The 22,155-nt window shown below is 35.6% G+C and carries 21 protein-coding genes; 12 read left to right on the top strand and 9 right to left on the bottom strand.

Annotated elements, in window-relative coordinates; genetic code table 11:
• The first annotated feature begins 550 nt into the window (after window positions 1-550).
• On the top strand, window positions 551-1,786 hold the full coding sequence (locus HC728_RS17985) for a sensor domain-containing diguanylate cyclase (protein WP_190395840.1): 1,236 nt from the start codon (window positions 551-553) through the stop codon (window positions 1,784-1,786).
• A gap of 9 nt (window positions 1,787-1,795) precedes the next feature.
• On the opposite strand, the gene HC728_RS17980 is transcribed toward HC728_RS17985, so the two are convergent.
• Window positions 1,796-2,032 (bottom strand): DUF3389 domain-containing protein, encoded by a 237-nt coding sequence (locus HC728_RS17980; protein ID WP_065640911.1) that lies wholly within the window; start codon window positions 2,030-2,032, stop codon window positions 1,796-1,798.
• 132 nt (window positions 2,033-2,164) lie between these two features.
• On the opposite strand from HC728_RS17980, the gene HC728_RS17975 reads away from it, so the two are divergent.
• Window positions 2,165-3,292, top strand: a complete 1,128-nt coding sequence (locus tag HC728_RS17975; RefSeq protein WP_065640912.1) for a fatty acid desaturase — start codon at window positions 2,165-2,167, stop codon at window positions 3,290-3,292.
• 59 nt (window positions 3,293-3,351) lie between these two features.
• Here the strand turns inward: HC728_RS17975 and HC728_RS17970 are convergent, their stop codons facing one another.
• A complete protein-coding gene (locus HC728_RS17970; protein ID WP_005422193.1) occupies window positions 3,352-4,311 on the bottom strand; it encodes a trypsin-like serine protease in 960 nt (319 codons plus the stop codon).
• A gap of 239 nt (window positions 4,312-4,550) precedes the next feature.
• Here HC728_RS17970 and HC728_RS17965 point away from each other — a divergent pair, with 239 nt between their 5' ends.
• Window positions 4,551-5,564, top strand: a complete 1,014-nt coding sequence (locus HC728_RS17965; RefSeq protein WP_190395842.1) for an acyltransferase family protein — start codon at window positions 4,551-4,553, stop codon at window positions 5,562-5,564.
• Between the two features lie 81 nt (window positions 5,565-5,645).
• Here HC728_RS17965 and HC728_RS17960 read toward each other — a convergent pair whose 3' ends face one another.
• Entirely contained in the window at window positions 5,646-6,554 is a 909-nt protein-coding gene (locus HC728_RS17960; RefSeq protein ID WP_065622852.1) for a DUF808 domain-containing protein, read from the bottom strand.
• 143 nt (window positions 6,555-6,697) lie between these two features.
• Window positions 6,698-7,579: a DUF5666 domain-containing protein gene (locus tag HC728_RS17955; protein ID WP_065597862.1), complete on the bottom strand. Its 882-nt coding sequence runs from the start codon at window positions 7,577-7,579 to the stop codon at window positions 6,698-6,700.
• A gap of 81 nt (window positions 7,580-7,660) precedes the next feature.
• Between HC728_RS17955 and HC728_RS17950 the strand changes: the two genes are divergently transcribed.
• From HC728_RS17950 to HC728_RS17940, 3 genes are all read left to right on the top strand, one after another.
• Window positions 7,661-8,326 (top strand): response regulator transcription factor, encoded by a 666-nt coding sequence (locus HC728_RS17950; protein ID WP_065597863.1) that lies wholly within the window; start codon window positions 7,661-7,663, stop codon window positions 8,324-8,326.
• The gene (locus HC728_RS17945) at window positions 8,301-9,557 is read left to right on the top strand and encodes a HAMP domain-containing sensor histidine kinase (protein WP_065597864.1); all 1,257 of its coding nucleotides are present in this window, start codon (window positions 8,301-8,303) and stop codon (window positions 9,555-9,557) included. Before HC728_RS17950 ends, HC728_RS17945 begins: the two co-directional genes overlap by 26 nt.
• A 74-nt stretch (window positions 9,558-9,631) precedes the next feature.
• A complete protein-coding gene (locus tag HC728_RS17940) occupies window positions 9,632-10,780 on the top strand; it encodes a YcbX family protein (protein WP_017019778.1) in 1,149 nt (382 codons plus the stop codon).
• Between the two features lie 47 nt (window positions 10,781-10,827).
• Here HC728_RS17940 and HC728_RS17935 read toward each other — a convergent pair whose 3' ends face one another.
• Complete coding sequence (locus HC728_RS17935; protein WP_017019779.1) at window positions 10,828-11,190, bottom strand: hypothetical protein; 363 nt, start codon at window positions 11,188-11,190, stop codon at window positions 10,828-10,830.
• A gap of 197 nt (window positions 11,191-11,387) precedes the next feature.
• Between HC728_RS17935 and HC728_RS17930 the strand changes: the two genes are divergently transcribed.
• The 5 genes from HC728_RS17930 (at window position 11,388) to HC728_RS17910 (ending at window position 16,463) form a co-directional block, all read left to right on the top strand.
• On the top strand, window positions 11,388-11,795 hold the full coding sequence (locus HC728_RS17930; RefSeq protein WP_017019780.1) for an RNA-binding S4 domain-containing protein: 408 nt from the start codon (window positions 11,388-11,390) through the stop codon (window positions 11,793-11,795).
• A 157-nt stretch (window positions 11,796-11,952) separates the two neighbouring features.
• On the top strand, window positions 11,953-12,282 hold the full coding sequence (locus HC728_RS17925) for a multidrug efflux SMR transporter (protein ID WP_005422175.1): 330 nt from the start codon (window positions 11,953-11,955) through the stop codon (window positions 12,280-12,282).
• Window positions 12,283-12,397: 115 nt separating this feature from the next.
• Complete coding sequence (locus tag HC728_RS17920; protein ID WP_017019781.1) at window positions 12,398-13,015, top strand: NAD(P)H-dependent oxidoreductase; 618 nt, start codon at window positions 12,398-12,400, stop codon at window positions 13,013-13,015.
• A 7-nt stretch (window positions 13,016-13,022) separates the two neighbouring features.
• Window positions 13,023-14,939: a monovalent cation:proton antiporter-2 (CPA2) family protein gene (locus HC728_RS17915; protein WP_017019782.1), complete on the top strand. Its 1,917-nt coding sequence runs from the start codon at window positions 13,023-13,025 to the stop codon at window positions 14,937-14,939.
• Window positions 14,940-15,362: 423 nt separating this feature from the next.
• Window positions 15,363-16,463: a winged helix-turn-helix domain-containing protein gene (locus tag HC728_RS17910; protein WP_017019783.1), complete on the top strand. Its 1,101-nt coding sequence runs from the start codon at window positions 15,363-15,365 to the stop codon at window positions 16,461-16,463.
• Between the two features lie 37 nt (window positions 16,464-16,500).
• Here HC728_RS17910 and HC728_RS17905 read toward each other — a convergent pair whose 3' ends face one another.
• Window positions 16,501-18,003, bottom strand: a complete 1,503-nt coding sequence (locus HC728_RS17905) for a DUF3612 domain-containing protein (protein WP_012535451.1) — start codon at window positions 18,001-18,003, stop codon at window positions 16,501-16,503.
• A gap of 158 nt (window positions 18,004-18,161) precedes the next feature.
• Between HC728_RS17905 and HC728_RS17900 the strand changes: the two genes are divergently transcribed.
• Complete coding sequence (locus HC728_RS17900) at window positions 18,162-18,722, top strand: malate synthase (RefSeq protein WP_017019785.1); 561 nt, start codon at window positions 18,162-18,164, stop codon at window positions 18,720-18,722.
• Between the two features lie 33 nt (window positions 18,723-18,755).
• Here the strand turns inward: HC728_RS17900 and HC728_RS17895 are convergent, their stop codons facing one another.
• The 3 genes from HC728_RS17895 to HC728_RS17885 all read right to left on the bottom strand — a co-directional run bounded on the left by HC728_RS17895 (window position 18,756) and on the right by HC728_RS17885 (window position 21,644).
• Window positions 18,756-20,111 carry a diguanylate cyclase domain-containing protein gene (locus HC728_RS17895; RefSeq protein ID WP_065597867.1) on the bottom strand — a complete coding sequence of 452 codons (1,356 nt, stop codon included), beginning with the start codon at window positions 20,109-20,111 and terminating at the stop codon, window positions 18,756-18,758.
• 107 nt (window positions 20,112-20,218) lie between these two features.
• Window positions 20,219-20,593, bottom strand: a complete 375-nt coding sequence (locus HC728_RS17890; protein ID WP_017019787.1) for an MmcQ/YjbR family DNA-binding protein — start codon at window positions 20,591-20,593, stop codon at window positions 20,219-20,221.
• Between the two features lie 262 nt (window positions 20,594-20,855).
• Complete coding sequence (locus HC728_RS17885) at window positions 20,856-21,644, bottom strand: helix-turn-helix domain-containing protein (protein ID WP_026029378.1); 789 nt, start codon at window positions 21,642-21,644, stop codon at window positions 20,856-20,858.
• Between the last annotated feature and the right edge of the window lie 511 nt (window positions 21,645-22,155).

Here is a 22,155-nt window from a genome sequence, read left to right as displayed (position 1 = left end):
CGCGGATATCATCGTGGAGCTGGTAAGCCATGGGCTCACCAAACGTGACTCCGAATACATTAGCGCAAACTAACTCCGTCATTAATTAATTGTAGTTGCAATTAAGAGGCGGACCATACATTTTTGTATCTGTCGAAAATGAAAATACTTCCGAGTTCCAGATAAAGTCTGGGTTGCAAAAATTAGAGCGGTAGTTCAGTTGGTTAGGCTTTTTATTGGAGAGCTTAGCGGCCTGACACGCCGAGGGTCGTGCTGCTCTCAAGGTAGATAGAAAGTCCCGTCCGCTCCGCCAATACAACGAAGGCATTGTCGAAAGACGATGCCTTTTTTGTATGTTTCGAATATAAAAACCATCGTTTTTGAAAATTCAGATAGCATCTAACCTTTAAAAAACCAATCTTTCATTTAAAAAAACTGCCCTTCCCTTCACATAAAAACAGCATAATGACAGTAGTATCATTATCTATCTCACTAATGTAGCTCATAAATTTCCCTTATTTGTCATAAAGGTATACCATACACATTACAGATTTACGTTCTAAGGTACCCCATGAAACCAATCCATATAGACTCAATGTATGGCGTCGTTATTCATCGAGATTTTACTCCACTATTTGTTGATGAAAAATACGCGCAACTGTTTGGTTTCGAATCACCTCAAGAAGTGATGAACCTTAGTTCGTTATTCGATATTATCGACCCCAAATATCATCAGATAGCTCAACAAGCTTATAATGATGTTATGCAAGGTAAAGAAACACCTAAAGTTCGTTCATACGTTAACCAAAATACCCAAGGCAGAATTTTTTCTGTATTAACAGTCGATCATGTCGTTGAATGGCAAGGGCTGCCTGCACTTCAAATTACGGTAATTGATATGTCAACGATTGATCAGGCTAACCAGCAAATCCTTGACCAAGAACAGAAATATAAAGACCTTATTTGGCATTCATTACAAGGAATTCTGGTTCATAGAGATTTCAAACCACTCATGGTAAATCCTGCTTTTGTTGATCTAGTAAAAGCAAACTCTGTGGCAGAAGTGATGGCATTAGATAGTTTTATGTGCCTTATACCTGAGTACAATCAAACAAATGCTCGTAATCTATATCAACAACTGATCTCAAAAGAATTAACCTCAACCAATGATGTTGTTGAAAACATCTGCTTTGACGGTCAAACTCGTTATTTTCAACTATTTGAAAGTGTCATTGATTGGGGAGGCCTACCGGCAATACAGACCTCAATTATTGATGTAACTGAAAAATACCATCTTGAACGTCAAATAGAATATCAAGCATCACATGATGACTTAACAGGCCTGTTTAATCGTAGAGCGATAACTGAAAAGCTTAACCAAAAAATCATCGATAGTGACACTTGTTCTGAAATCTGCTTACTCATCGATATTGATAATTTTAAATGGATTAATGACCAATTTGGTCACGCTTCAGGTGATGAAGTGATCGTCCGTTTTGCTAATTTATGTAAAAAAGCCGTTGGCGAATCGGGTATTGTCGGCCGCTGGGGCGGAGAAGAATTTATTGTTTTTCTTTCAAACCATAGTTTGCAACAAGCAAAAGCTATTGGCACAGCCATTTTAAAAAAGTGTGAATTAGAAGTATATCAATTTTCTGATCATCGCCACATCATAACTGCTAGTATTGGCATAAGCCAGTGTCAAAGTACCAGCTGTAATATTGAATCCTTGATTCAAACGGCGGACAAGAACATGTATAAAGCGAAACAACAAGGGAAAAACCAAATTGTTTCACCTGAATATTAATCTTTCCAATTAATAGTATTCAACTGCAATACCGACCTCTTCGGCCAATTGTTGCAGTTGCGCTTCATCATCTAGCTTAACTGACCATTTTGCACCACTGCCTACAGCATTAATAACATTCACTCCACCAATTAAAGTAATTGCATCCACTTCGGCTTGTAGAGTTGTTTTTGATTTATTGCTTAATCGAATAACTATCTCACGTTGATTAGCAATAATATCCCCTTCAGAAAATGAGATTTTCATGTTGTTTCCCTAAACTTAATTCGACTTGAATTATATCGCATTTGTTACATATTCTTAAATGTCTGTTCTTGACTATAATTTAATCTCAAACTATTCTAGCGCACAACTGTACGCTTAAATGGATATTACAAAATGAATCAAGGAACCAAACCATCGATTATTTGGCTAAATGTATTTATTTTTACATCTAGCTTCCTACTCGCATTTGTTGCGACCCCGATTTATGCTTATTACAATCGACTAGGCAGTGAGCATTGGATCTGGTTACTTTTAACTTTTAGCTTCTGTAACCTATCCATAACTGCTGGTTATCACCGTTTATGGTCGCACAAAGCATATAACGCCCATCCAACATTACGTTTCATTTTTGCTTTAGGTGGGGCTTTTGCATTACAAAATAGTGCACTTCATTGGTCATCTGATCATCGTATTCATCATCGTCATGTTGACGATAATGACAAAGACCCCTACTCAGCTAAGCGTGGTTTTTGGTTCTCTCATATAGGTTGGATGCTACGTCATTATAAACCAGCTACCTATGACGATTATGGCAACTGTCGAGATTTACAAAAAGACAATATCCTCATGTGGCAACACAAACACTATATTGCCTTAGCGCTCATAATGAATATTGGCGTACCTCTATTATTAGGCGTTATCTATGGCGATATCATAGGTATGCTATTAATGGTAGGAGCTGTTCGTTTAACATTAAGTCATCACACAACGTTCTTTATTAACTCATTAGCTCACATCTGGGGCTCTCAACCTTATACAGAAAAAAATACAGCTCGAGATAACGGATTTTTAGCTATTTTCACTTTTGGTGAAGGCTATCATAATTACCACCACATTTTTGAAAATGACTACCGAAATGGAATTTACTGGTGGCAATATGATCCAACAAAATGGTTTATTAAAACCTGCTCATGGCTAGGTCTAGCTCATAAACTTCGTGTGAGTCCGCAAGCAAAAATAGAAAAAGCCAAAGCGCTCATGTTACGTAAAAAAGCGGAAAGTAAAATTGCTACATTACATAATTACCATGCAATTAAAGAGCATTTAGAAGCTGAGTATGATGCATTGATTGAAAGAATGGCTGAATACTACGATTCAAAAAAGCAGTTAATCGAGAATAAAAAAGACACGTTATCGAAAAAATACGAATTAGCACTTTTAAATGTCCAACATAAACAAATAAAAATGCAATTTGAACATCAAAAGAGAGTTTGGAATCGTCTTGTTCTTCAATACGTATAAGCATTCTTAATACTAAAAAGGCATAGTCGAATACTATGCCTTTTCTATTTATTCCAACATTAAAAGCTTGTTTTTCTTCGTCGATACAAACCAAATGCAGCTAAACTAACAAAGCTTGCAAAAGAAATTGAACCACCAGAACCACCACCGCTGCTTGCTGTAATCGTTGGAGGTATTTCTCCATTTTGTGCTTGTCGTATCCATGACTTATATTGGCTTACATCAGTAAACACCGACTGTGCTGCTAAAGCTTCATCACCACACACACCAGGACCAAAACTAACGATACCTATTTGAGTTTTAACTCCGTTATTGTCCCAAACCAATGGTCCGCCAGAGTCTCCTTGGCAGGTAGCCGTTACTAATCCATTCCCAAGCGAACTTCCGGTTGTACATACTTGTTTGTCTGAAGTAGTAAAATTAGACCAAATATTACACGCAACTGGATCAACATATTTCACTGTAGCTGATAAGAAATCTACGTTTGAATTTGCTTGATTAGAGCCTAAGCGCCCATAGCCGACAATAGTAAAATCTGTATCAGCAGTACGATATCCTTGCTCAGCTAAATCCCCTAATTCTGCAACATGTCCTGACGTGTAATTAGATAGTGGTCGGCTTAATTTTAAAACGGCAACATCATTTAGTAATGAATCATCATCATAATCACTTGGATAATAAATTTTCTCAACGGGAACTTTGTCGGCAGCAAGCATGTCTTGGCCATCATTTGCTTCAATAACCACTTTCATATCCCCAACAGTAAAATTAGGAACGTCATAAACACAATGCGCTGCAGTTAAAATATGCATACTATCCAAGACAGAGCCGCCACAAAACGGGTAAATAGTACCTGGTTGATTATCATACTCGTACATTAAGGATGCCATAAACGCATAATCAGCAACGTTTGCATCACTACCACCAACGATATATGGACTGATAGTATAATCAGAATCTTCTTCTGCGCTTATTGAACACGCAAAAAGTGCAACCAGTGCTCCTGCAACAATTTTCATATTCACTCCTTAAATAATTATTTAATGGCCAATGTTAATAATACATCATAAAATTGTTGTTTATTAAGTAATTCCAGTTACATTGGTTAATTTACGTTTGTGTTAACATTTTTTATGTAACTTACAATTCTAGGACATCAGTTAAAGAAGATTGCGTTATAAAAAGACAATACTTGAGCTAATACATAAAACTGATTATCTATTTGCTACACTAAAAATTCACTAAATTAGGATGGAATATTATGGGAAGAGTCTTCTTTTTTGATTTACTAAGATGCATAGCTGCAATTGCTGTTGTTGCTATTCATGTCTTAGCCCCTTATCGTAATGAGTTGAATGTAATCCCTTTTGATCAATGGGCAAGTGCTGTTACCATCAACGGGCTAAGTCGTTGGGCTGTTCCTGTTTTTATCATGATAACAGGGGCTTTAATGCTGAGTGATCAGCGAGAATTTAATCCATCTTATTATATAAAAAAGCGCCTAGGTAAAGTATTAATACCCTTTCTTTTTTGGTCGGTGTTCTATGCGTTATTTTCAGGACTGACATCTCAAGGTTACGACTTTGACTCAGCTAAGTCAGTACTTATTGACTTACCTTTTGAATATACATACTACCACTTAGGTTTCTTTTATTACTTTATACCACTCTATTTTATTATTCCTTTTCTAAGAGCCTTGGTGCAAAAATTAGATGATACAGCTCTTTTTTCTTTGCTCGGTGTTTGGTTGTTAACAACCTGCTTCTATCTAATTAAATTTGAAGGTATTTGGAGTCTGGAAATTTGGTTATATAGTGGTTATCTACTGCTTGGTTATACACTTTATCAACGCATTAACCTGAGCAAGAGAAATCTAACTATTGCTATCAGCTTAGGAGCCTTTGCTCTTATCACAACCGTTTTCATGGTAATAAGCCAAAGTGTAGCGCTAAACGAATACACAGTAGGACGATGGCTTTCTTACAAAACCATTAATACCGTAGCTGCTGCTGCAATGCTCTTTTATGTATGTCGATACTTTGGAGAATCACTCTCTGATAAATCTCAAACTATTATTGGATTCATCAGCAAATACAGTTTAGGTATTTACTTACTCCACCCTATCTTCTTATGGCCAATGAAAAATTATGGTTGGTATACAGGTCACCCACTATGGGTTATTCCTGTTTGGATTATTCTTAGTGGTTCTGGTGCATTACTATTAAGTTGGCTTCTATCTAAATCAAAAGCAACAGCTTGGTTGGTTCCTTAAGTTAAGGCGCTTAATCTCTTTCGGCTTCGAACGCGGTAACGCCGAAGCCATCGCTATTAAGTTTACAGACGAACAATAGTATTATTTTGATTTTACTTTTTGATACATAACCATAATAAAGAGCAAAATAAAGCCACTAAATAATCCAATAAATCCATTCCCAATCGTTGGATATGTTGCAGACACATAAGGAATAGAAGGAAGCAGATTCGTCACACTTTCTAGTGCATGATGAACAAATGGAAGGCTATGTACCACAATACCACCACCGACTAAAAACATAGCAATGGTACCAACAACCGTCAGTAATTTCATAAGCTTAGGTGCCATTGCTACTAACCCATTACCAATAGACCCAATGACGCCTTTGCCTTCACTTTTTCGTTGTAAGTAAAAACCAAGATCATCCATTTTGACAATACCTGCAACTAAGCCATAAACGCCAATCGTCATTAATACCGCAATTAAACTCATGACCAATACTTGTGTTAAAAATGGATGGCCTTGTACTGTACCTAATGCAATCACAATAATTTCAGCTGAAAGAATAAAGTCAGTACGAACCGCTCCCTTAATTTTCTTTTGTTCATAATCGGCAATGTCTTCTGGGTTCGTTTCTTTCTCTTTCTTATGTTCCTTTTGGGCATCATGGTGTTCAAAGAATTTTTCATGAACCTTTTCTGCACCTTCAAAACACAAAAATAAACCGCCAATTAATAATAATGGTGTAATTAACCAAGGAGCAATAGAGCTAATTAATAACGCAGCAGGAACTAAAATACATTTATTTCTGAACGATCCTTTTGCTACGCCCCATACGACAGGGATCTCACGTTCAGCTCTAACTCCCGAAACTTGCTGTGCATTAAGCGCTAAATCATCACCTAAAACACCTGCTGTTTTCTTCGCGGCAACTTTAGACATCAACGCCACGTCATCAAGAACTGAAGCAATATCATCTAATAATGTTAATAAACTTAACCCAGCCATTGTGTTTCCTTATTTGTATTCATTACATCTAAACTAAATAGTAACGCTAATTAACCATTCATGATGACTTATTTTTTATATTACCTACAAAAACAAAAAAACCACTGACTCATGAAAGTCAGTGGTTTTAATATTTTCACAAATTAATCAAATTCAATTTCTGATGCTTGCAGTTGGCCTGCATTATTTATCAAATTAACATCAACTCGAGAGCCAACTTTCAATTCATCTTTAATTCCATCTTCAAAACGAGTGTTTTCCGTAATCACAACGTCAACTCTTCCGTTTAGCGTCATTAATGTTTTATCATTATTCAAGGCTGTAACGTAACCTTCTACTTCCGCATTTGCTAAATCTAGATCATCTTCAACATCGACATCATAAGCTTTAAAATCAGTACTAAAGTGCCCTTCAACTTCAACCCAAGCGTTAACTTTTAGCTCGGCTAAATCTTCATAATCCATACCAGCGTTTGAATAATCAACTTTCATTGTTCCAATATTAAAATGCGAACTCGCTTTTTCAATAGAAGTAATTTTACCTTCATACAAATCTTCTGCAGGTAGGAAATTCGCTTTATGAATTGCATTAATCACCCATTTACCTGCTTGATCAACGTAACCAAATAACATCACTCGATTCGAATTAGTACCAATAAGATCTTTGGCAATATTTGCATGTTCAAATACTTGACCATTGACAGTAATTTCAGATTCTGTAACTAGAGTAGCGATACCAACAATTTCAGGATCAATATCAACTTCATATGCAATACCATCGTCATACTCAACATCAACCTGCATACCTGGCTCAAGCTCTGTTGAATCAACATAATGCCCATTCAACTCAATTCGAGCATTAGACAAACTTAACGCCATAGCATTAACTGTCATTGAATCTGCATGAGCATTAACAGACTCAATCTCTCCCATGTAAGTATTTGATGCGCGGCTATCGCTTGATTCATCAGAACCACAACCCGTTAAAACCATACTTCCTAATAATAAAACAGCAACTTTCTTCATTTTTTAACCTAATTATTATATTTAATGCAATTTATGGGGGTAAAATAGCGTACAGAGTGTGAAGGATTCGTGAAGAAGAAAATGAAAGTATTAATTGTTGAAGATAATCACCATGTAGCAGAAACCATTGCTGATTATTTAGAGCTGGTTGGCATTGACATTGATTGTGCTTACCATGGTGCAGCTGCCATCGAAATATTAAAAGAAGAAACCTTTGATGTTATTGTCATGGATATCATGATGCCCAAGCTCGACGGTATTAGTACCGTTGAAGTTCTACGTACTGATTATGCTTGTAGTACGCCAATTCTTTTTTTAACCGCTAAAGATACACTGGAAGATAAGGTTCATGCTTTTGAGATAGGCGGTGATGATTATTTAGTGAAACCATTTGCCATGGAAGAATTGCACGTACGCTTGTTAGCACTATCTAAACGAGGCAGAAGAACTGACATAGGCAAACTGACCTTTGAAGATATGGAAATGGATATAAAAGCTGGTACATTATATCGCCAACAAAAACTCATAAAACTAGCACCAATACAATTAAAGATTATTGGGTTATTAATGAAAAAAGCACCTGATATTGTCAGTAAAAATGAAGTCATTGAACACGTTTGGGGTGATGAATCACCATCAAGTGACGCCCTAAGAAGCCACTTGTACACCATAAGAAACGCCATTGATAAAGATTTTGATATTCCAAGACTAGAGACCATTCATGGAAAAGGCTACCGACTTAAATAAAGGCTCGCAACAACCAAGCTTTTTTAAAAAGATCCGTTGGACATTTGGCATCCTCACTTTTTTGATGTTCGGATTATTCTGGGCGGTTATTTATATTGCAGAAGATCAATTAGAGATCATCAGCTTACATCACTGGTTAGACACAGAAGCAAACCAATACATCAAGAAATACGCTCAATTAGGTGATGATACACCATTGCCTAATGAAGATGAGTTTTCTACGTATTGGAGTGAAAGAGAGCACCCTCTTTGGTTGAATAACTATAAAAAAGCAGGTCTATATGAGCAACTTTTAGGCACAGAAGACAAGCACTTTATCGTTAGTCCACATCCTTCTGGTAAGGGACTACTGTATATACTTTTTCAAGATGATGCGGATGACTATTTAGATGAATATGAGGCCAATCTACATACATTAACTTTATTTTTAGGCACTTTTTCAACCATTTTAATGATCTTATATGGTATTTACTTTGTTCGTAGTATCTCGGTGCCACTTCGTCATATCCAACACAAAGTAGGATTAATGTCACCCGAACACCCAGACTTTACTATTGATACTAAATATCAAGAAACCCAAGAGATTGAACGTTCTCTTTTAGAAAGCAAACATCATATTGCTCAATTCTTTACGAGAGAGAAAGAGTTCAGTCGCTTTGCTTCTCATGAATTAAGAACACCAATAATGGTAATCCAAGGCTCTGCTGATTTATTAGCAAAAGTGCCAAATCAACCAAATGTTGCTCTAAAAGCAATTAATCGCTTACATCAAGCCAGTGAAGAGATGACACTGCTTACAGAAACCTTTTTGCTTTTAGGTAAACAAGAAATTGAAGCGCATCATTTTCATCATTATAAAATTGAAGATATTCTAAAAACTCAACTCGATCACTTACAGCCTTTATTTGCCAAACAAGAGATGGGGGCACAACTTTCAATCATTAAAGGAGAGCCTTGCCTTGCCCCTAGTAGCTTTATTACCGTTGTGATTAATAACTTAATCAAGAATGCTTTCAGTTACAGTGTTGGAGACATTCAAATAGAGCTTAATAACAACCAACTTTGCATTACCAACTGCCACGATGGCAATGATACCTATAATGCAGGATATGGTTGTGGCCTAGTTATTGTTGAACGTATTTGTGAAAGAATGAACTGGGCATTCACCATAGAACAAACAGAGAAAGACTTTATAACTACCGTTAATTTTACTTCTTTCCAAATGACTTAATCATTGAAAGAGTGTATCTCAAGTACTTTTGGTACACTCCTTATTTCCATAACACATATAATACGGACATCATTGTGAGCAAAACAATTTCAACTTTATCTCAAATTAATATTTTCCCTGTTAAATCAATTGCTGGTGTATCTCAATCTAGCGCTTACGTTGAAAAGCAAGGACTACAGTGTGACCGTCGCTTTATGGTTACCGACCCTAATGGCAAAATGATCACCGCTCGCACTCATCCTCAAATGGTTAAAATTAGTGCGGTCATTGAACCTGATGGTCTAATTCTTTGCTATCCAGGATTAATTGATTTGCATCTCACTTTCAATGAATTAGAGATGAAGCAGACAGAAGCAAAAGTATGGAATGACTCTTTCTCTGCCTATTCAACGAATCAAGAAGCTAATCAATGGTTCTCTTCAATTTTATCAACAGATGCGCAATTACTTTATACTGGTGAGCAATCAAATCGTATCCGTGAAAAAATCCAAACAAACGTGAGCTTTGCCGATGGTTATCCATTGCTTGTCATTAGCGAAGCCTCTCTTGCAGAACTAAATAAGCGCAGTAGTAGCCATCATACAATGTCGCAATTTCGCACAAACTTAGTGATTTCTGGTGATGATGCTTTTATTGAAGATTCTTGGAAGCGCATTCGCATTGGTGAAGTCGAATTTGAAATAGTAAAACCTTGCCAACGTTGCATTTTAACAACAGTAAACCCAAGAACGGCACAATATCACCCAGATAAAGAACCCTTAAAAACGTTCTCAACTTTCCGCGCTGATGAAAGTGGCAATGTGTATTTTGGGCAAAACCTCATTGCCAAAAATGAAGGCACAATTAAGCTAGGTGATAAGATTGAGGTTTTAGAAAGTAAAGAAAAAGAGTTTTACCTTGATTCTAGCTCTGAAGCACTAGAGGAAAAAGCAATCACACACACAAGTAAAAAACCGGATACTCCAGAAGAAATCACTATCAGCTTAAATGGTCACTTATTCACGGGTAATACGGAGCAATCGCTCCTTATGCAAGTCGAAGAGGCAGGATTAAGCATAAATAACAGCTGTCGTGCCGGTTTATGTGGTGCTTGTCGCGTAACATTAGAATCAGGTGAAGTTGAACAAGAAGATTCTCCCGCTCTTAACCAAAAATTAAAAGACGCTGGAATGATACTGGCTTGTTGCTCTGTTCCTAAAACAGATATTGAAATCATTGATTAACTCTTAATAAAACGGTGCTAATAATACAGCACCGTTTTATTTCGATGCTATAAACTACACACTTTAACAGAGCTAAGAGCTTTATCTTCTAAAAACTCAAGCTCTATGGATGTGGTATATACTTGCACTTTAGAACCAGCGGAAGTAGTTTTAATATCAGCTAAATACGTTAGTTCACCGTCAATGTAATGCGTGATCTGATAACCTGAATCTTTTACCCGATAATTAACTACTGGGCTATATATCAAATAATCCAGACTCTCCCATTTTTCAGCGATACAATCTGCAACTTGCTTTGAATCATTAGTGCTTTCTAACAACAAATCAGGCTCAGATTGACGTAATTTTTCTGGTGTTGCCGCACACCCAGCAAGAAGTAACACTGTACTTATTAGTATCAGTTTTTTCATAATGTCCCTCAACTTCTCTTATCACGAATACTACTTCAGAAATATACTCCCCTACTATCCACGGATTAAAAACAGATCGCAAGTAATGGTAACCAAAATACATAACCATCACAGGCCTCATTTAGACAAAAAATAGCCCTAGGCGACACTTACGCTCTCAGTTACAATATGTGTAATTGCTAATCAAAGAGATCCTCATGTCAGATCAAGAAGAATTTGAAGTTGAAGCCATTGGTGTTGAAGTAAACGTTCAACCTATCGAGCTATATAAAGTCCTAAAAATTGCTAACGTTGTTAGTGGCGGTGGTGAAGCTAAACATGTTATTGGCGAAGGCTATGTTGGTGTAAATGGTGAGTTAGAGCAACGTAAACGTCGTAAAATGTATGATGGCGATGTTATTGAGTTTAATGAAGAATACTACGTTGTAATTTGTGATACTCCTGTTGGTGAACTACCAGAAATCGAAGAAAAACCTCAACCAATGCAGAGTGAACCTGAGCATTCAGCACCAAAAACCAAAAAAAATAAGAAGAAAAAACAGAAACCAGATCAACCAACCACGGTAGATCCTGAGAGTGGCCGTAGCTCAATTAACTTCTTCTAAAAATTAGGCTCAATATCACCAATATTGGGCCGACTTCTCTTTACCCTCTCATTATTACATTCACGTAAAAGTAATTCATTCTTTTAGCTATTATCATTAAATTTGAAATAACTATACTACGCCTACTTATCAACACCGCTAAATAGGAATTAATAAAATGGGATGGCTTTTTCTTCTTCTTGCCGTTGCTTCAGAAGCGTTTTCACACGTAGCACTAAAAGCAACCGATGGTCTTTCACACCTAGTACCAAACGTCATTGTAATTACTGGCCACTTAGGTGCTTTTTATTTTCTCAGTCAAGCAATGAAAACATTACCTGTAGGGATTGCTCATGCATCATGGGCAGGCTTAGCTATCATTGCAGTAACACTGATTTCGAGTGCATTTTATCACCAGCATTTAGACAACAAAATTTGGTTAGGTATTGGTTTTATCAGCATTGGTATTGCAATAATTAACCTATCATCTACGCCACATGTACACTAAAAAGCCTAATTGTTAGAATTTATGCAAATTTCATAAGCTGAAAATCATTTCTATTATATTTTCTTGCTATCATATAAGTATAAATACAATAACTTAAATAATAGAAAGAGGTTTTATGATAAACCCAGCTAAAAAAGTACTCATTTTATTCGCTCATCCTTCTCAACATCGCTCTGAAGTTAATGTGGCATTAATCGAGCAAGCTAAAAAAATTGAAAATGTCACTGTTGTCGATCTGTATCATGACTATCCAAAATTCAATATTGATATCGATAAAGAACAAAAACAGCTTTTAGAGCATGATGTTGTTATCTTTCAATTTCCACTTTATTGGTACTCAACACCAGCTATTTTAAAAGAATGGCAAGATATGGTTTTAGAATACGGCTTTGCTTATGGTACAGACGGTAACGCACTAAAAGGAAAAACCTTTCTATGCGCCATCACCGCTGGTGGTAAAGAAGAAGCCTATCAAACTAATGGATATAATCAATTTACTATCCGTGAGCTTTTACATCCACTTGAGCAGATGGCTTCGCTTACTCATATGGAATATATTGCTCCGTTAGTTTTATTTGGCGCTAGAACCGCGTTAGAAGATGATCGTATTGAGAGACACACTGAGCGTTTTAAAGTTTTACTATCCGCTTTAGTTGAAGATCGCGTCGATACTGAAATAGCAAAAACGTTGCCTAAACTAAATCACTCATTTGATAAATTTATTAAGGAATAAAAGCATTATGACTGGATATTTTTTACAAGCTTTTATCTACCTTGTTGCTGCTGTTATTGCTGTTCCAATCGCTAAACGTCTAGGGCTAGGCTCTGTTCTTGGTTATTTAATTGCAGGGGTGGTTATAGGACCTATCATTGGTCTTGTTGGTGAAGAAACAACGACCATTCAGCACTTTGCTGAATTTGGCGTTGTTATGATGCTATTTCTTGTCGGCTTAGAACTTGAACCTAAAATGCTATGGAATATGCGTAACCGTCTAATGGGATTAGGAGGACTGCAAGTTGTCGGCACTACTGCGGTGGTCATGGGACTTGCTATGTTTTTCGGCCAATCATGGACTATTGCACTGACTATTGGCTTAATCTTTGCTCTATCATCCACTGCAATTGTGTTGCAAACATTCAATGAAAAAGGACTGGCCAAAACAGAAGGCGGTCAAAATGCTTTTTCAGTTCTGCTTTTTCAAGATATTGCAGTGATCCCAATGTTGGCCTTTATTCCACTATTAGCTTTACCTGATTTAGTAGAAAAAGCGCAATTGGCAGCAGCAACCGCGTCTGAGCATCATGAAGAATTAAGTCTCGTTGCGGGTCTTCCTGGGTGGGCATATGGATTAGTGATTACCGCATCCATCGCATTAGTTGTCGTTGGTGGTCATTATTTAAGTCGCCCTCTATTTCGTTTTGTTGCAAGCTCTGGACTTAGAGAAATATTCACAGCAACGGCACTCATGCTTGTTATTGGTATTGCCGCCTTAATGAGCTTAGTCGGTCTATCACCTGCTCTAGGCACCTTCCTTGCAGGTGTGGTATTAGCAAACTCAGAATTTAGACACGAGCTCGAATCTAACATAGACCCATTTAAAGGACTTTTATTAGGATTGTTCTTCATTACTGTAGGTGCAGGGATCGATTTTGGTATTCTATTTGATGACTTTTTCCTTATCATCGGTTTGACAATCGGTGTCATGACATTAAAGGCAGCTGTTCTATATATATTAGCTCTGATCTTCAAAATCAAAAACAGTAACCGTTGGTTATTTACACTTAGCCTAGCTCAAGCCGGTGAGTTTGGTTTTGTTTTATTAAGCTTTACTGTTCAGAATCATGTTTTACCACAAGAGGTAGCTCAACCATTATCACTGGTTGTTGCACTTTCAATGTTCTTTACTCCTGGCTTATTTATCTTGTTTGATAAGGTAATTCTTCCGAAATTTGAGCAGCAATCCAACGAAAGAGAAACCGATACTATTGAAGAGAAAGGGACAGTGATTATTGCTGGTGGTGGTCGATTTGGTCAAGTCGTAAACCGTTTCTTAGTATCTAATCATGTGAATACTGTTGTACTCGATCATCAAGCTGATCAAGTCGATTCTTTAAGAAAAGTAAATACCAAAAGTTACTTTGGAGATGCAACTCGTCCAGACTTACTTCATACAGCGGGAATTGAACATGCTGCCATGCTTGTTGTGGCTATTGATAATCAAGAAAGCAGTATAGAACTGGTTAAATATGTAAAACACACATACCCAAAAATAAAAATTCTTGCACGAGCTTTTGATAGAGGCCATTCATATATGCTCCGTTGTGCCGGTGCTGATTTTATTGAATCAGAAACAACCCGATCAGCGCTTGAAATGGGAGCGGAAGCTATGCGTAGTTTGGGCCAACACCCATTCCATGTTGAACAACAAAAAATAGCATATAAAAAAGTAGAAAATCAAAGTTCAGATAAGCTCTATCAAGCGTGGTTAGATGACTCTGAAGGTGAACGCTTTGATAACAACTATCGTAAGCTGTTTATTGAGCTAGAAGGAACAATCAAACATGCAATGAGCAAAGACCGCTCAGATAAACACAACCAATCAGAACGAGCATGGACTCCCCCACCAAAAGGTTACGCTGATGATATTGATGAATAACACATAAAAACATTAATAACTTAAATGATAACTACGCTTATACTTTTATTTCTAGATACTTAAAAGTATAAGCGTTAACCGCGATCTGGGATGTTAATATTTAAACACAACCTTTAATTAATTTTATTTTACTATCATATTTAGTCTAAATATTCAGTATGCAATTCCTTTCTTTTATTCCAACATATAGAATCTCCTATTAGAATTCTATAAATAAGAACGAATTTTTCAAAATATATTATTTATTTCTTTTTTTTCAATTAGATAGATGATTTATTTTTTTTATCGTTATCCATAAAAACATTCATGGATGTTTTTATTTTACTTATTGATAATGAAGTTTCTTTCTTGATATGCTTGCCGTTATAACAATAATAATAATTATCCCTTTAGTTTTTCAGTTTCCTTCTCTTAGGTTACATAATGCTTAAAAACAATCTTATACGATTTAAAGATATAACGTTTAACCCAAAAACTAACCAAATAAATAAAAACGATTGCACGATAAAACTGACTCATAGTGAATCAAAAATTTTAAAGTTACTTTTAACCTCACCAAATAAAGTGTTCTCAAAAGACGAGATTTTTACTTATGTTTGGGAAGGAACAGCAAGCAATATAGGTGTTGTACCACAAACGATTTCAGTTTTACGAAAAAAATTACATTACAATGAAATATATCTTATTGAAACAGTTAAGAAAAAAGGATACAAAGCAGATGTAAATGGTACTTTTTTTGATAAAAATAAACTAAATAAAAACCATTTATTTTTATCAATTACTATTATTATCTCCTTTTGTTTATTTCTGATCGCTTTTGAGAAACATATATCAAATGAAAAAAACAGTGATGAAATAAAATTAGAAGAGTTAATGCCAAATGTATTCCAAACAAGCGACTCGTTACCATTTGTTTTTGATCCAACCATTTTAAGAAGTAACACAACTTATTATATTAATCGACAATCAAATAACTTAAACATATCAGCTTGTCGACAAATTGGTACACAGTGTGATTTAACGTACAATAAAATTATTTTTTTACAAAACAATGAATCAAATACAGTTATTACTCAATATATTCAAGATGTTAAGTTCACAGAAACAATGTATAAAGATGAGTTAAATACAAATCCTATTCGATTTAATTATGCAGCCCGAATAGGCGTTAAAAGTGAAAATGATAATTATTACAGTGGACAAATAATTGCCAATTACAGCTTAAAGCAAAGAAATAATAAATACGTTTATAACAAAGTATCCATTGTTATTGATGAAACTGGATTTGCAGGACAATGCTCATACACTAGGGAACCAGAAAAGCCTTTCCTTGAATGTAATGAAGGTGACTATACAAGCTATGTTGGATCTATATCTGATCCTAAAAAAGCGGTTGCGTATAAAAATTTATTTCAATACCCATCAACAGGGTTGAATATTTTACTGTTTCCGATCGATGAAGATGTATCCTTATTTTACAATACAGAATCAGGATTATCTTACTTAGTTTATCAGTATAACTAAAATAAAAAATAGCCGTTAAATCAATAGTTAACGGCTATCATTTATAACAGGTAGGTTTTCTAGGACAAACCGCACCACGAGAACATATCACTTTAGCATCACTCTCTACACCACGTTCAATCCAATTAATATTTAAAATTTTAGCTACACTAATAAGTTCTCGCTTAATATTTTTAGAAATTGAACTTTCTCCCCCATTTTTCACACATGCTTTTTGTAAATCTCTAGCTAGGGCAACCGCATCTTTACCTTGTGCTTCTATTGCTGGATTTAAATCTACACCAGCACATAACACTCTATTATTCCCAGCAGGATCGGTCATATTTACGGATTCACAGCAATATATTCGTGGTTCTTGACCTACATTTAAAATCGATATTTGAGCAGAACTGCCCTCTTTAGGCTCAGTTAATCGTCTAAATACCGCCCAATGCTGGCATGGATCACTTACTTGTTTCATATTTCCCCATGGCAGAGGGATCCCATTACCTCTATACACAGCCTTAAGCTTTCCAGGAGCATAAGCATCAAAGTAATGCCAATGAGGATAAGGCGAAACAACCGTCATTCTTCGCATGGCAACGGAAGGTGAAACACCAGCTAAACGATGAGCGTCAACTTCATATCCATATCGGTCAAGTAATTGTCTAAATGGTACTTTAGGACATAATAGAGCTCCAGCAAAAAAGCTTGATTCAAAATCACGCCACGCATGCAGTATATCTTGTGCATTTAAAGCACTGTCTGTGTGATGGACTTCTTCATCAAACACTCGGTGACTTCCTACAGATAACGAGCTTTTTAATCCTTCTTTATTGTGTAAAACGCAGTGGCCAATATAAACGGCTAAATCATATTTCAGTCTTGTTGGGTGTTGTTTTAGCATCTCATTTAAATAAACTGTACAAGGTGGTTCGAAAAAAGAAGTAAGCAATTCTTTTCCATTAACGCCAAACTCATCAACAACGGCCTTTGGTGTTTCTTTCACCCACTTTAAAACTAATCCATGTTTTAATGCCATATCCATCATTTGTTCAACACTAAGAGGCAATTGCTTTAAACCTACCTCCTCTGCAGCTCGTTCTAGATCTGGGAAATGGTTTTGGTTATTTTCTTGGTGTGCACGTATAAGAAGATGAGCAAATTGCCTTCCTGTCACCCCTGTTTGATTAAGCATTTCTGGAATCGCAATTTGAAGAATATCATTAGAGAAAAGGAAGCTTGGTTCCAGAACCATACCACTTATCCCACCTTTTCTTCCCTTGTCTGGTGTTATCGCTTGTGGCTCGGGTTCATTATCTAAAAACCAACTGCTTTCTTTTTGAAATACGGTTGCAATCACTTCAAGCATATCAGCACTCGGAACACGCTTTCCTCTTTCGATCATAGAAAGATACGATACTGATGGGGAGTTTTCAGGATCCACTCGAATACACCGAGTAGAAAGATCTTCCATCGTTAAATGATTGCGTTTTCTCAGATTACGAATTTTTGTTCCAAGAAAATGGCTTTGTCTAATAATACTTTTTGACTGTCGCATCTTGTAAAATTCACACTGTTAAGTTTTTGTTGTGAAATTGTAGTTAAAATTAAGCTAAGCTTCAATTTAAGTAAGCAAACAACTCTGACCAGTGTGACTTACCTAACAATGCAGATATTTAAATAGGCGTTAGATAAAACTTTTTCGAGGGTACGATTATGGCGATTACCAATATAAACAAAGAAAGTAATACACAACAAGAAGCTCCGTTTATGGCTGAAGCTGTTTACGCCGTCGAAAAAATGGAAGCAAAACAAGAGGAAAAGCAACATCAAATCAAAGGTCTTCTTGACCAGTTATTCCCATTAACAAAAGGTTCACATCAAGATGTTACTAACTACTTACTTGATTATCATCATTTAGTGGTTTTCTTTAAAGATGGTGGTTGCAGTGGATTACGTAATCCAGGAAAATTCGTTGCTTTTACAGGACACAGATCATCGCCTGATACTATTCTATTAAAAGATAACAGTGGCAGTCATGTTGAAATTATTTTTGGTTTGCATACTCCAGGCAAAGATTCACTGGTTACCATCGCTGATGTAGAAATAGAAACATGCACAACATTTAGCCAAGACTTTAGCTTAGCGGCTATGCGCCATTGGATTAGTTTAATAAAGCGTGATAACAGTTCGCACATTAAAGCTCATCAAGTTGATAAAGAATATACAGCCAAAAATGGAGATGAATACCAACTTAACAGCTGCTTTAGTCTCTAATTAAAAGCCATTTTCATATTGGAAATGGCTGCTTTATTGATCATTATGTTTATCTAAATACATATTTTGATCTGCTTGATGCAGTAATTCATCAGGACTTCTCATCTCTTCAAGATATAAAGCATAACCAATACTCGTCTCAACACGTATTTCCCACTCTTTAAACTTAACTGGTGATGATGAAATACACGTCTCAATTTTTTTCATTATCAATTCAATATCGTTTTTTTTATGAACTCTAGGTAACAATATTAAAAACTCATCCCCCCCAACTCTTGCAACGACATCATTGCTTCTTAATAAACTAACAATTCTCGTGGCAACTTCTTTCAAGACAGCATCTCCTGCTGCATGACCATAAGTATCATTAATACGTTTAAATTTATTTAGATCCAAATTTACCAAAACAAATGACTTATTTTTCTTTTTCGCTTTCATAAATAGCGTATTTAAGGTGTACATGAAATAACGTCGATTAGGTAAATGAGTTAATTCATCTTCAAGCGAACTATTAATAGCCATGACATACAATCTAAAAATGATCACTAACGCAAATACACCTAAACCAAAAAAGGCATAACCAACCAATCTAACAATTTGAATTCGATACCATGGATACCACATTTCTAGAGATTGTTTTTGTATTGCTAATTGCCAACTTCCATAAGGCAAAGCTACTTTTTCAACCGCAATGGGATCATCAAAAACACTTTCTTTACCAAGAAATAGTTCGCCGAATTCTCCTTGGCTATCCTTACCTCGCATCGCAAAAGGATATTTAACCTTTAGTTGATATACACCTGTACCATAAAACAAAGCATCAATATTTAAAACGATACTAATAGACCCCCAGTATTGTGTATTAAAAGGAGGATCAAGAAAAACAGGCATTCTAGCTATAAACGCTTTTCCCCCTTGAAATAACTCCACAGGGCCTGCGATAAATATACTCTCATTATTGCGTGCTTTTTGAACAGTAATCCATTGTATTGGTATGCTTCTTAAATCAAGATCAATCGCTCGCTCATTTCCTTTGAGAGGATACAAATATTTAACTACATCATTTGGAGCGATTGCTAAATGACGTATATATTGTGAGTCTCGATAAAGCTCTTGAGCGATAGGATCCCATTGTTTTAACGTTGATTCAGGATTAACGGTGAGCAGTGTCGCTAGACTATTTGCATAGTAGATATCAGAATAGATAGCACTCTCAAGATCAGAGCGAGCCTTTGCTAGCTCCACTTTTGCTTTATTACTAATTTGATTATGAAGAAAGTTATTTTGTTTTTGATGCAATTCTTCTATCACCCAGGTGACAATAAAAAAACAGCAACAAATAAACGTAATGATACTTATTCTTTTAGTAAAAAATAACTTTGCTTTCATAATTCTCCTTTTAGTACCTTAACGATAAATACTTAAATGATTGAATTATCAATGGTAGCATTTGTGCAATTTTGTTGAAGCTTTAATCAACCTTCAAATTATCTTTTCTAATTATTAAGCTGACTTCTTTCTATTTTAGTTAATTTTGAAGTAACAAGAGAGTATGAGTTATCAATCCAAGCCTCAATCATACTTGCAGTGATCTCTTGAGAAGGTGTGATAGTAATCCAATGCTTTTTGTTCATATGATAGCCCCTTTCAATTGAGGCAAACTCTTCTGTTAAGAAGGTAACATCATCAGGAGTCGCTTTGAGAGTAAGACTCAATTGCCCATGTCTACATCCAATCAAAGCAAACATTTTATTAAATACCTTAAAAACATGAGCCTCAGGGCCAAACGGAAAGGAATCTTCGCAACATGGTTTCGCTAATAGATAATCAGTATATTCATTTTGTGTCACTTTGCTCTCCTTATCACACATCTACCTCTTTCTCATCAATACACTCGTGTTAAAGTAATAACAACACTAATTATCAATAAAAAGCCTATGTCACCTGAACTAAAACTGATTCTAATTGCTATTCTCTGTGCCCTTCTATCTATTGTAGGTCATTTTATTCTAAGTAGCCTATTTTCAGGCGCTTATTGGCTCGAAATGACAGCTGCCATCATCCCCTTAAGCTTTTTATTGATCGTATTTTTTTCTTTTAAATTCGCTCAAAAAAACGACCAGCGTTAATGCATTATATTGAATGCTTTAATTTGTACTGCTCAGGAGTACAATCTGCATATCGTTTAAACATAGTAATAAAAGGACTGGTTTGGTTATAGCCTAAACTAAACGCAATTTCTTTAATCGACATCTTCTTTCGTAATAAATCCAAAGAATAAAGGTATCGGATCCGTAAGCGCCACTCAGTAAAACTCATACCTAATTCATTTTGGCAATGGCGAGCCAATGTTCTTTCTGTTGTATGATTTCTTGCAGCCCATTGAGCTAAAGATGTTTCATCTGCAGGATTCGCTTCTAGCTCCTCTAAAATAGGTTTAAGCAACTTATCTTGTGATGTAGGTAAAAAGCGCTCACTCTGCTTAGCAATTAGCAGTTGATCAAAAAGAACATGAATTAATCTTTCCTGCTGCTCATTCTGAGGTTTCTGGATCTTATTCTCACGTAATTCCGCAATTAGAACTTCAACTAAAGGGCTTACTTCTAATAAACAAGTGTGATCAGGTAATTGTTTCGCAAGTTCTGGAATAATATTCACCGAACAATACGCTATCGGTTTTCGATTATAACTTTGGTGTTGTACACCAGCAGGAACCCATATAGCAAAATGAGAAGGGGCTAAAAAACGATGCCCTTCTGCTTCTAACTCTAAAATCCCACCACTGATAATTTGTAATTGCCCCCAAGAGTGAGAATGAGATCTTGTCTCTGTGTTAGAGCGAAATGCATCAAATAATAGATAAATGTCCGATGGCAAAGTATCAAAAGTAACCGACGCTTGAATATGTCTTGGTATAGCCATTTCACCCCCTAAAAACACACAAACAATTAACCATAAATTAATACATTACCTTAATAAAAGTATATCTAATCATATTTCACCATAGTGAACAAGTTATTAATAGAAAATGAATGGAATGTATTTAAAAACCTATTCCATACACATATTAAAATAACAATAACACTATAAAACACTTTCACATTAATTAATTAGATATTTATTCTATAAACTATTTGCAATACTATCTAAATATGATTAATATGCAGCCATACAATCAATCCGATACACTCTTATTGGATTATAATCAATAAGATAAAAATAAATTAATTTACTTTTATCTTAACACGCAACATCTAGTTATCACATATTCGTGTTAACTCTTTTAAAATTCGACGATTTAAAAACGTTTATTCTTGAAAGAAAGAACATCTTAAATAAAGTGCATAGTTCCTATTATTTAGAATAAAATCACAAAATGAACTTTATTTCTTATGTAACTATAAAAATCTGAAATATTATTTCTCTCAATAAT

Source organism: Aliivibrio sp. S10_S31, from assembly GCF_014694495.1.
Taxonomy (GTDB): domain Bacteria; phylum Pseudomonadota; class Gammaproteobacteria; order Enterobacterales; family Vibrionaceae; genus Aliivibrio; species Aliivibrio fischeri.
The sequence above is the reverse complement of the archived record's forward strand: the minus strand, read 5'-3'. Positions and strand labels throughout refer to the sequence as shown.

Bases quoted from the DNA above. Each gene is read 5' to 3' on its own strand.
- HC728_RS17895 (WP_065597867.1), bottom strand. From the start codon at position 20,111: ATGAAAGCAAAGTTATTTTTTACTAAAAGAATAAGTATCATTACGTTT.
- HC728_RS17900 (WP_017019785.1), top strand. From the start codon at position 18,162: ATGGCGATTACCAATATAAACAAAGAAAGTAATACACAACAAGAAGCT.
- HC728_RS17905 (WP_012535451.1), bottom strand. From the start codon at position 18,003: ATGCGACAGTCAAAAAGTATTATTAGACAAAGCCATTTTCTTGGAACA.
- HC728_RS17985 (WP_190395840.1), top strand. From the start codon at position 551: ATGAAACCAATCCATATAGACTCAATGTATGGCGTCGTTATTCATCGA.
- HC728_RS17960 (WP_065622852.1), bottom strand. From the start codon at position 6,554: ATGGCTGGGTTAAGTTTATTAACATTATTAGATGATATTGCTTCAGTT.
- HC728_RS17915 (WP_017019782.1), top strand. From the start codon at position 13,023: ATGACTGGATATTTTTTACAAGCTTTTATCTACCTTGTTGCTGCTGTT.
- HC728_RS17980 (WP_065640911.1), bottom strand. From the start codon at position 2,032: ATGAAAATCTCATTTTCTGAAGGGGATATTATTGCTAATCAACGTGAG.
- HC728_RS17975 (WP_065640912.1), top strand. From the start codon at position 2,165: ATGAATCAAGGAACCAAACCATCGATTATTTGGCTAAATGTATTTATT.
- HC728_RS17955 (WP_065597862.1), bottom strand. From the start codon at position 7,579: ATGAAGAAAGTTGCTGTTTTATTATTAGGAAGTATGGTTTTAACGGGT.
- HC728_RS17930 (WP_017019780.1), top strand. From the start codon at position 11,388: ATGTCAGATCAAGAAGAATTTGAAGTTGAAGCCATTGGTGTTGAAGTA.
- HC728_RS17935 (WP_017019779.1), bottom strand. From the start codon at position 11,190: ATGAAAAAACTGATACTAATAAGTACAGTGTTACTTCTTGCTGGGTGT.
- HC728_RS17920 (WP_017019781.1), top strand. From the start codon at position 12,398: ATGATAAACCCAGCTAAAAAAGTACTCATTTTATTCGCTCATCCTTCT.
- HC728_RS17945 (WP_065597864.1), top strand. From the start codon at position 8,301: ATGGAAAAGGCTACCGACTTAAATAAAGGCTCGCAACAACCAAGCTTT.
- HC728_RS17885 (WP_026029378.1), bottom strand. From the start codon at position 21,644: ATGGCTATACCAAGACATATTCAAGCGTCGGTTACTTTTGATACTTTG.
- HC728_RS17890 (WP_017019787.1), bottom strand. From the start codon at position 20,593: ATGTGTGATAAGGAGAGCAAAGTGACACAAAATGAATATACTGATTAT.
- HC728_RS17910 (WP_017019783.1), top strand. From the start codon at position 15,363: ATGCTTAAAAACAATCTTATACGATTTAAAGATATAACGTTTAACCCA.
- HC728_RS17925 (WP_005422175.1), top strand. From the start codon at position 11,953: ATGGGATGGCTTTTTCTTCTTCTTGCCGTTGCTTCAGAAGCGTTTTCA.
- HC728_RS17970 (WP_005422193.1), bottom strand. From the start codon at position 4,311: ATGAAAATTGTTGCAGGAGCACTGGTTGCACTTTTTGCGTGTTCAATA.
- HC728_RS17950 (WP_065597863.1), top strand. From the start codon at position 7,661: ATGAAAGTATTAATTGTTGAAGATAATCACCATGTAGCAGAAACCATT.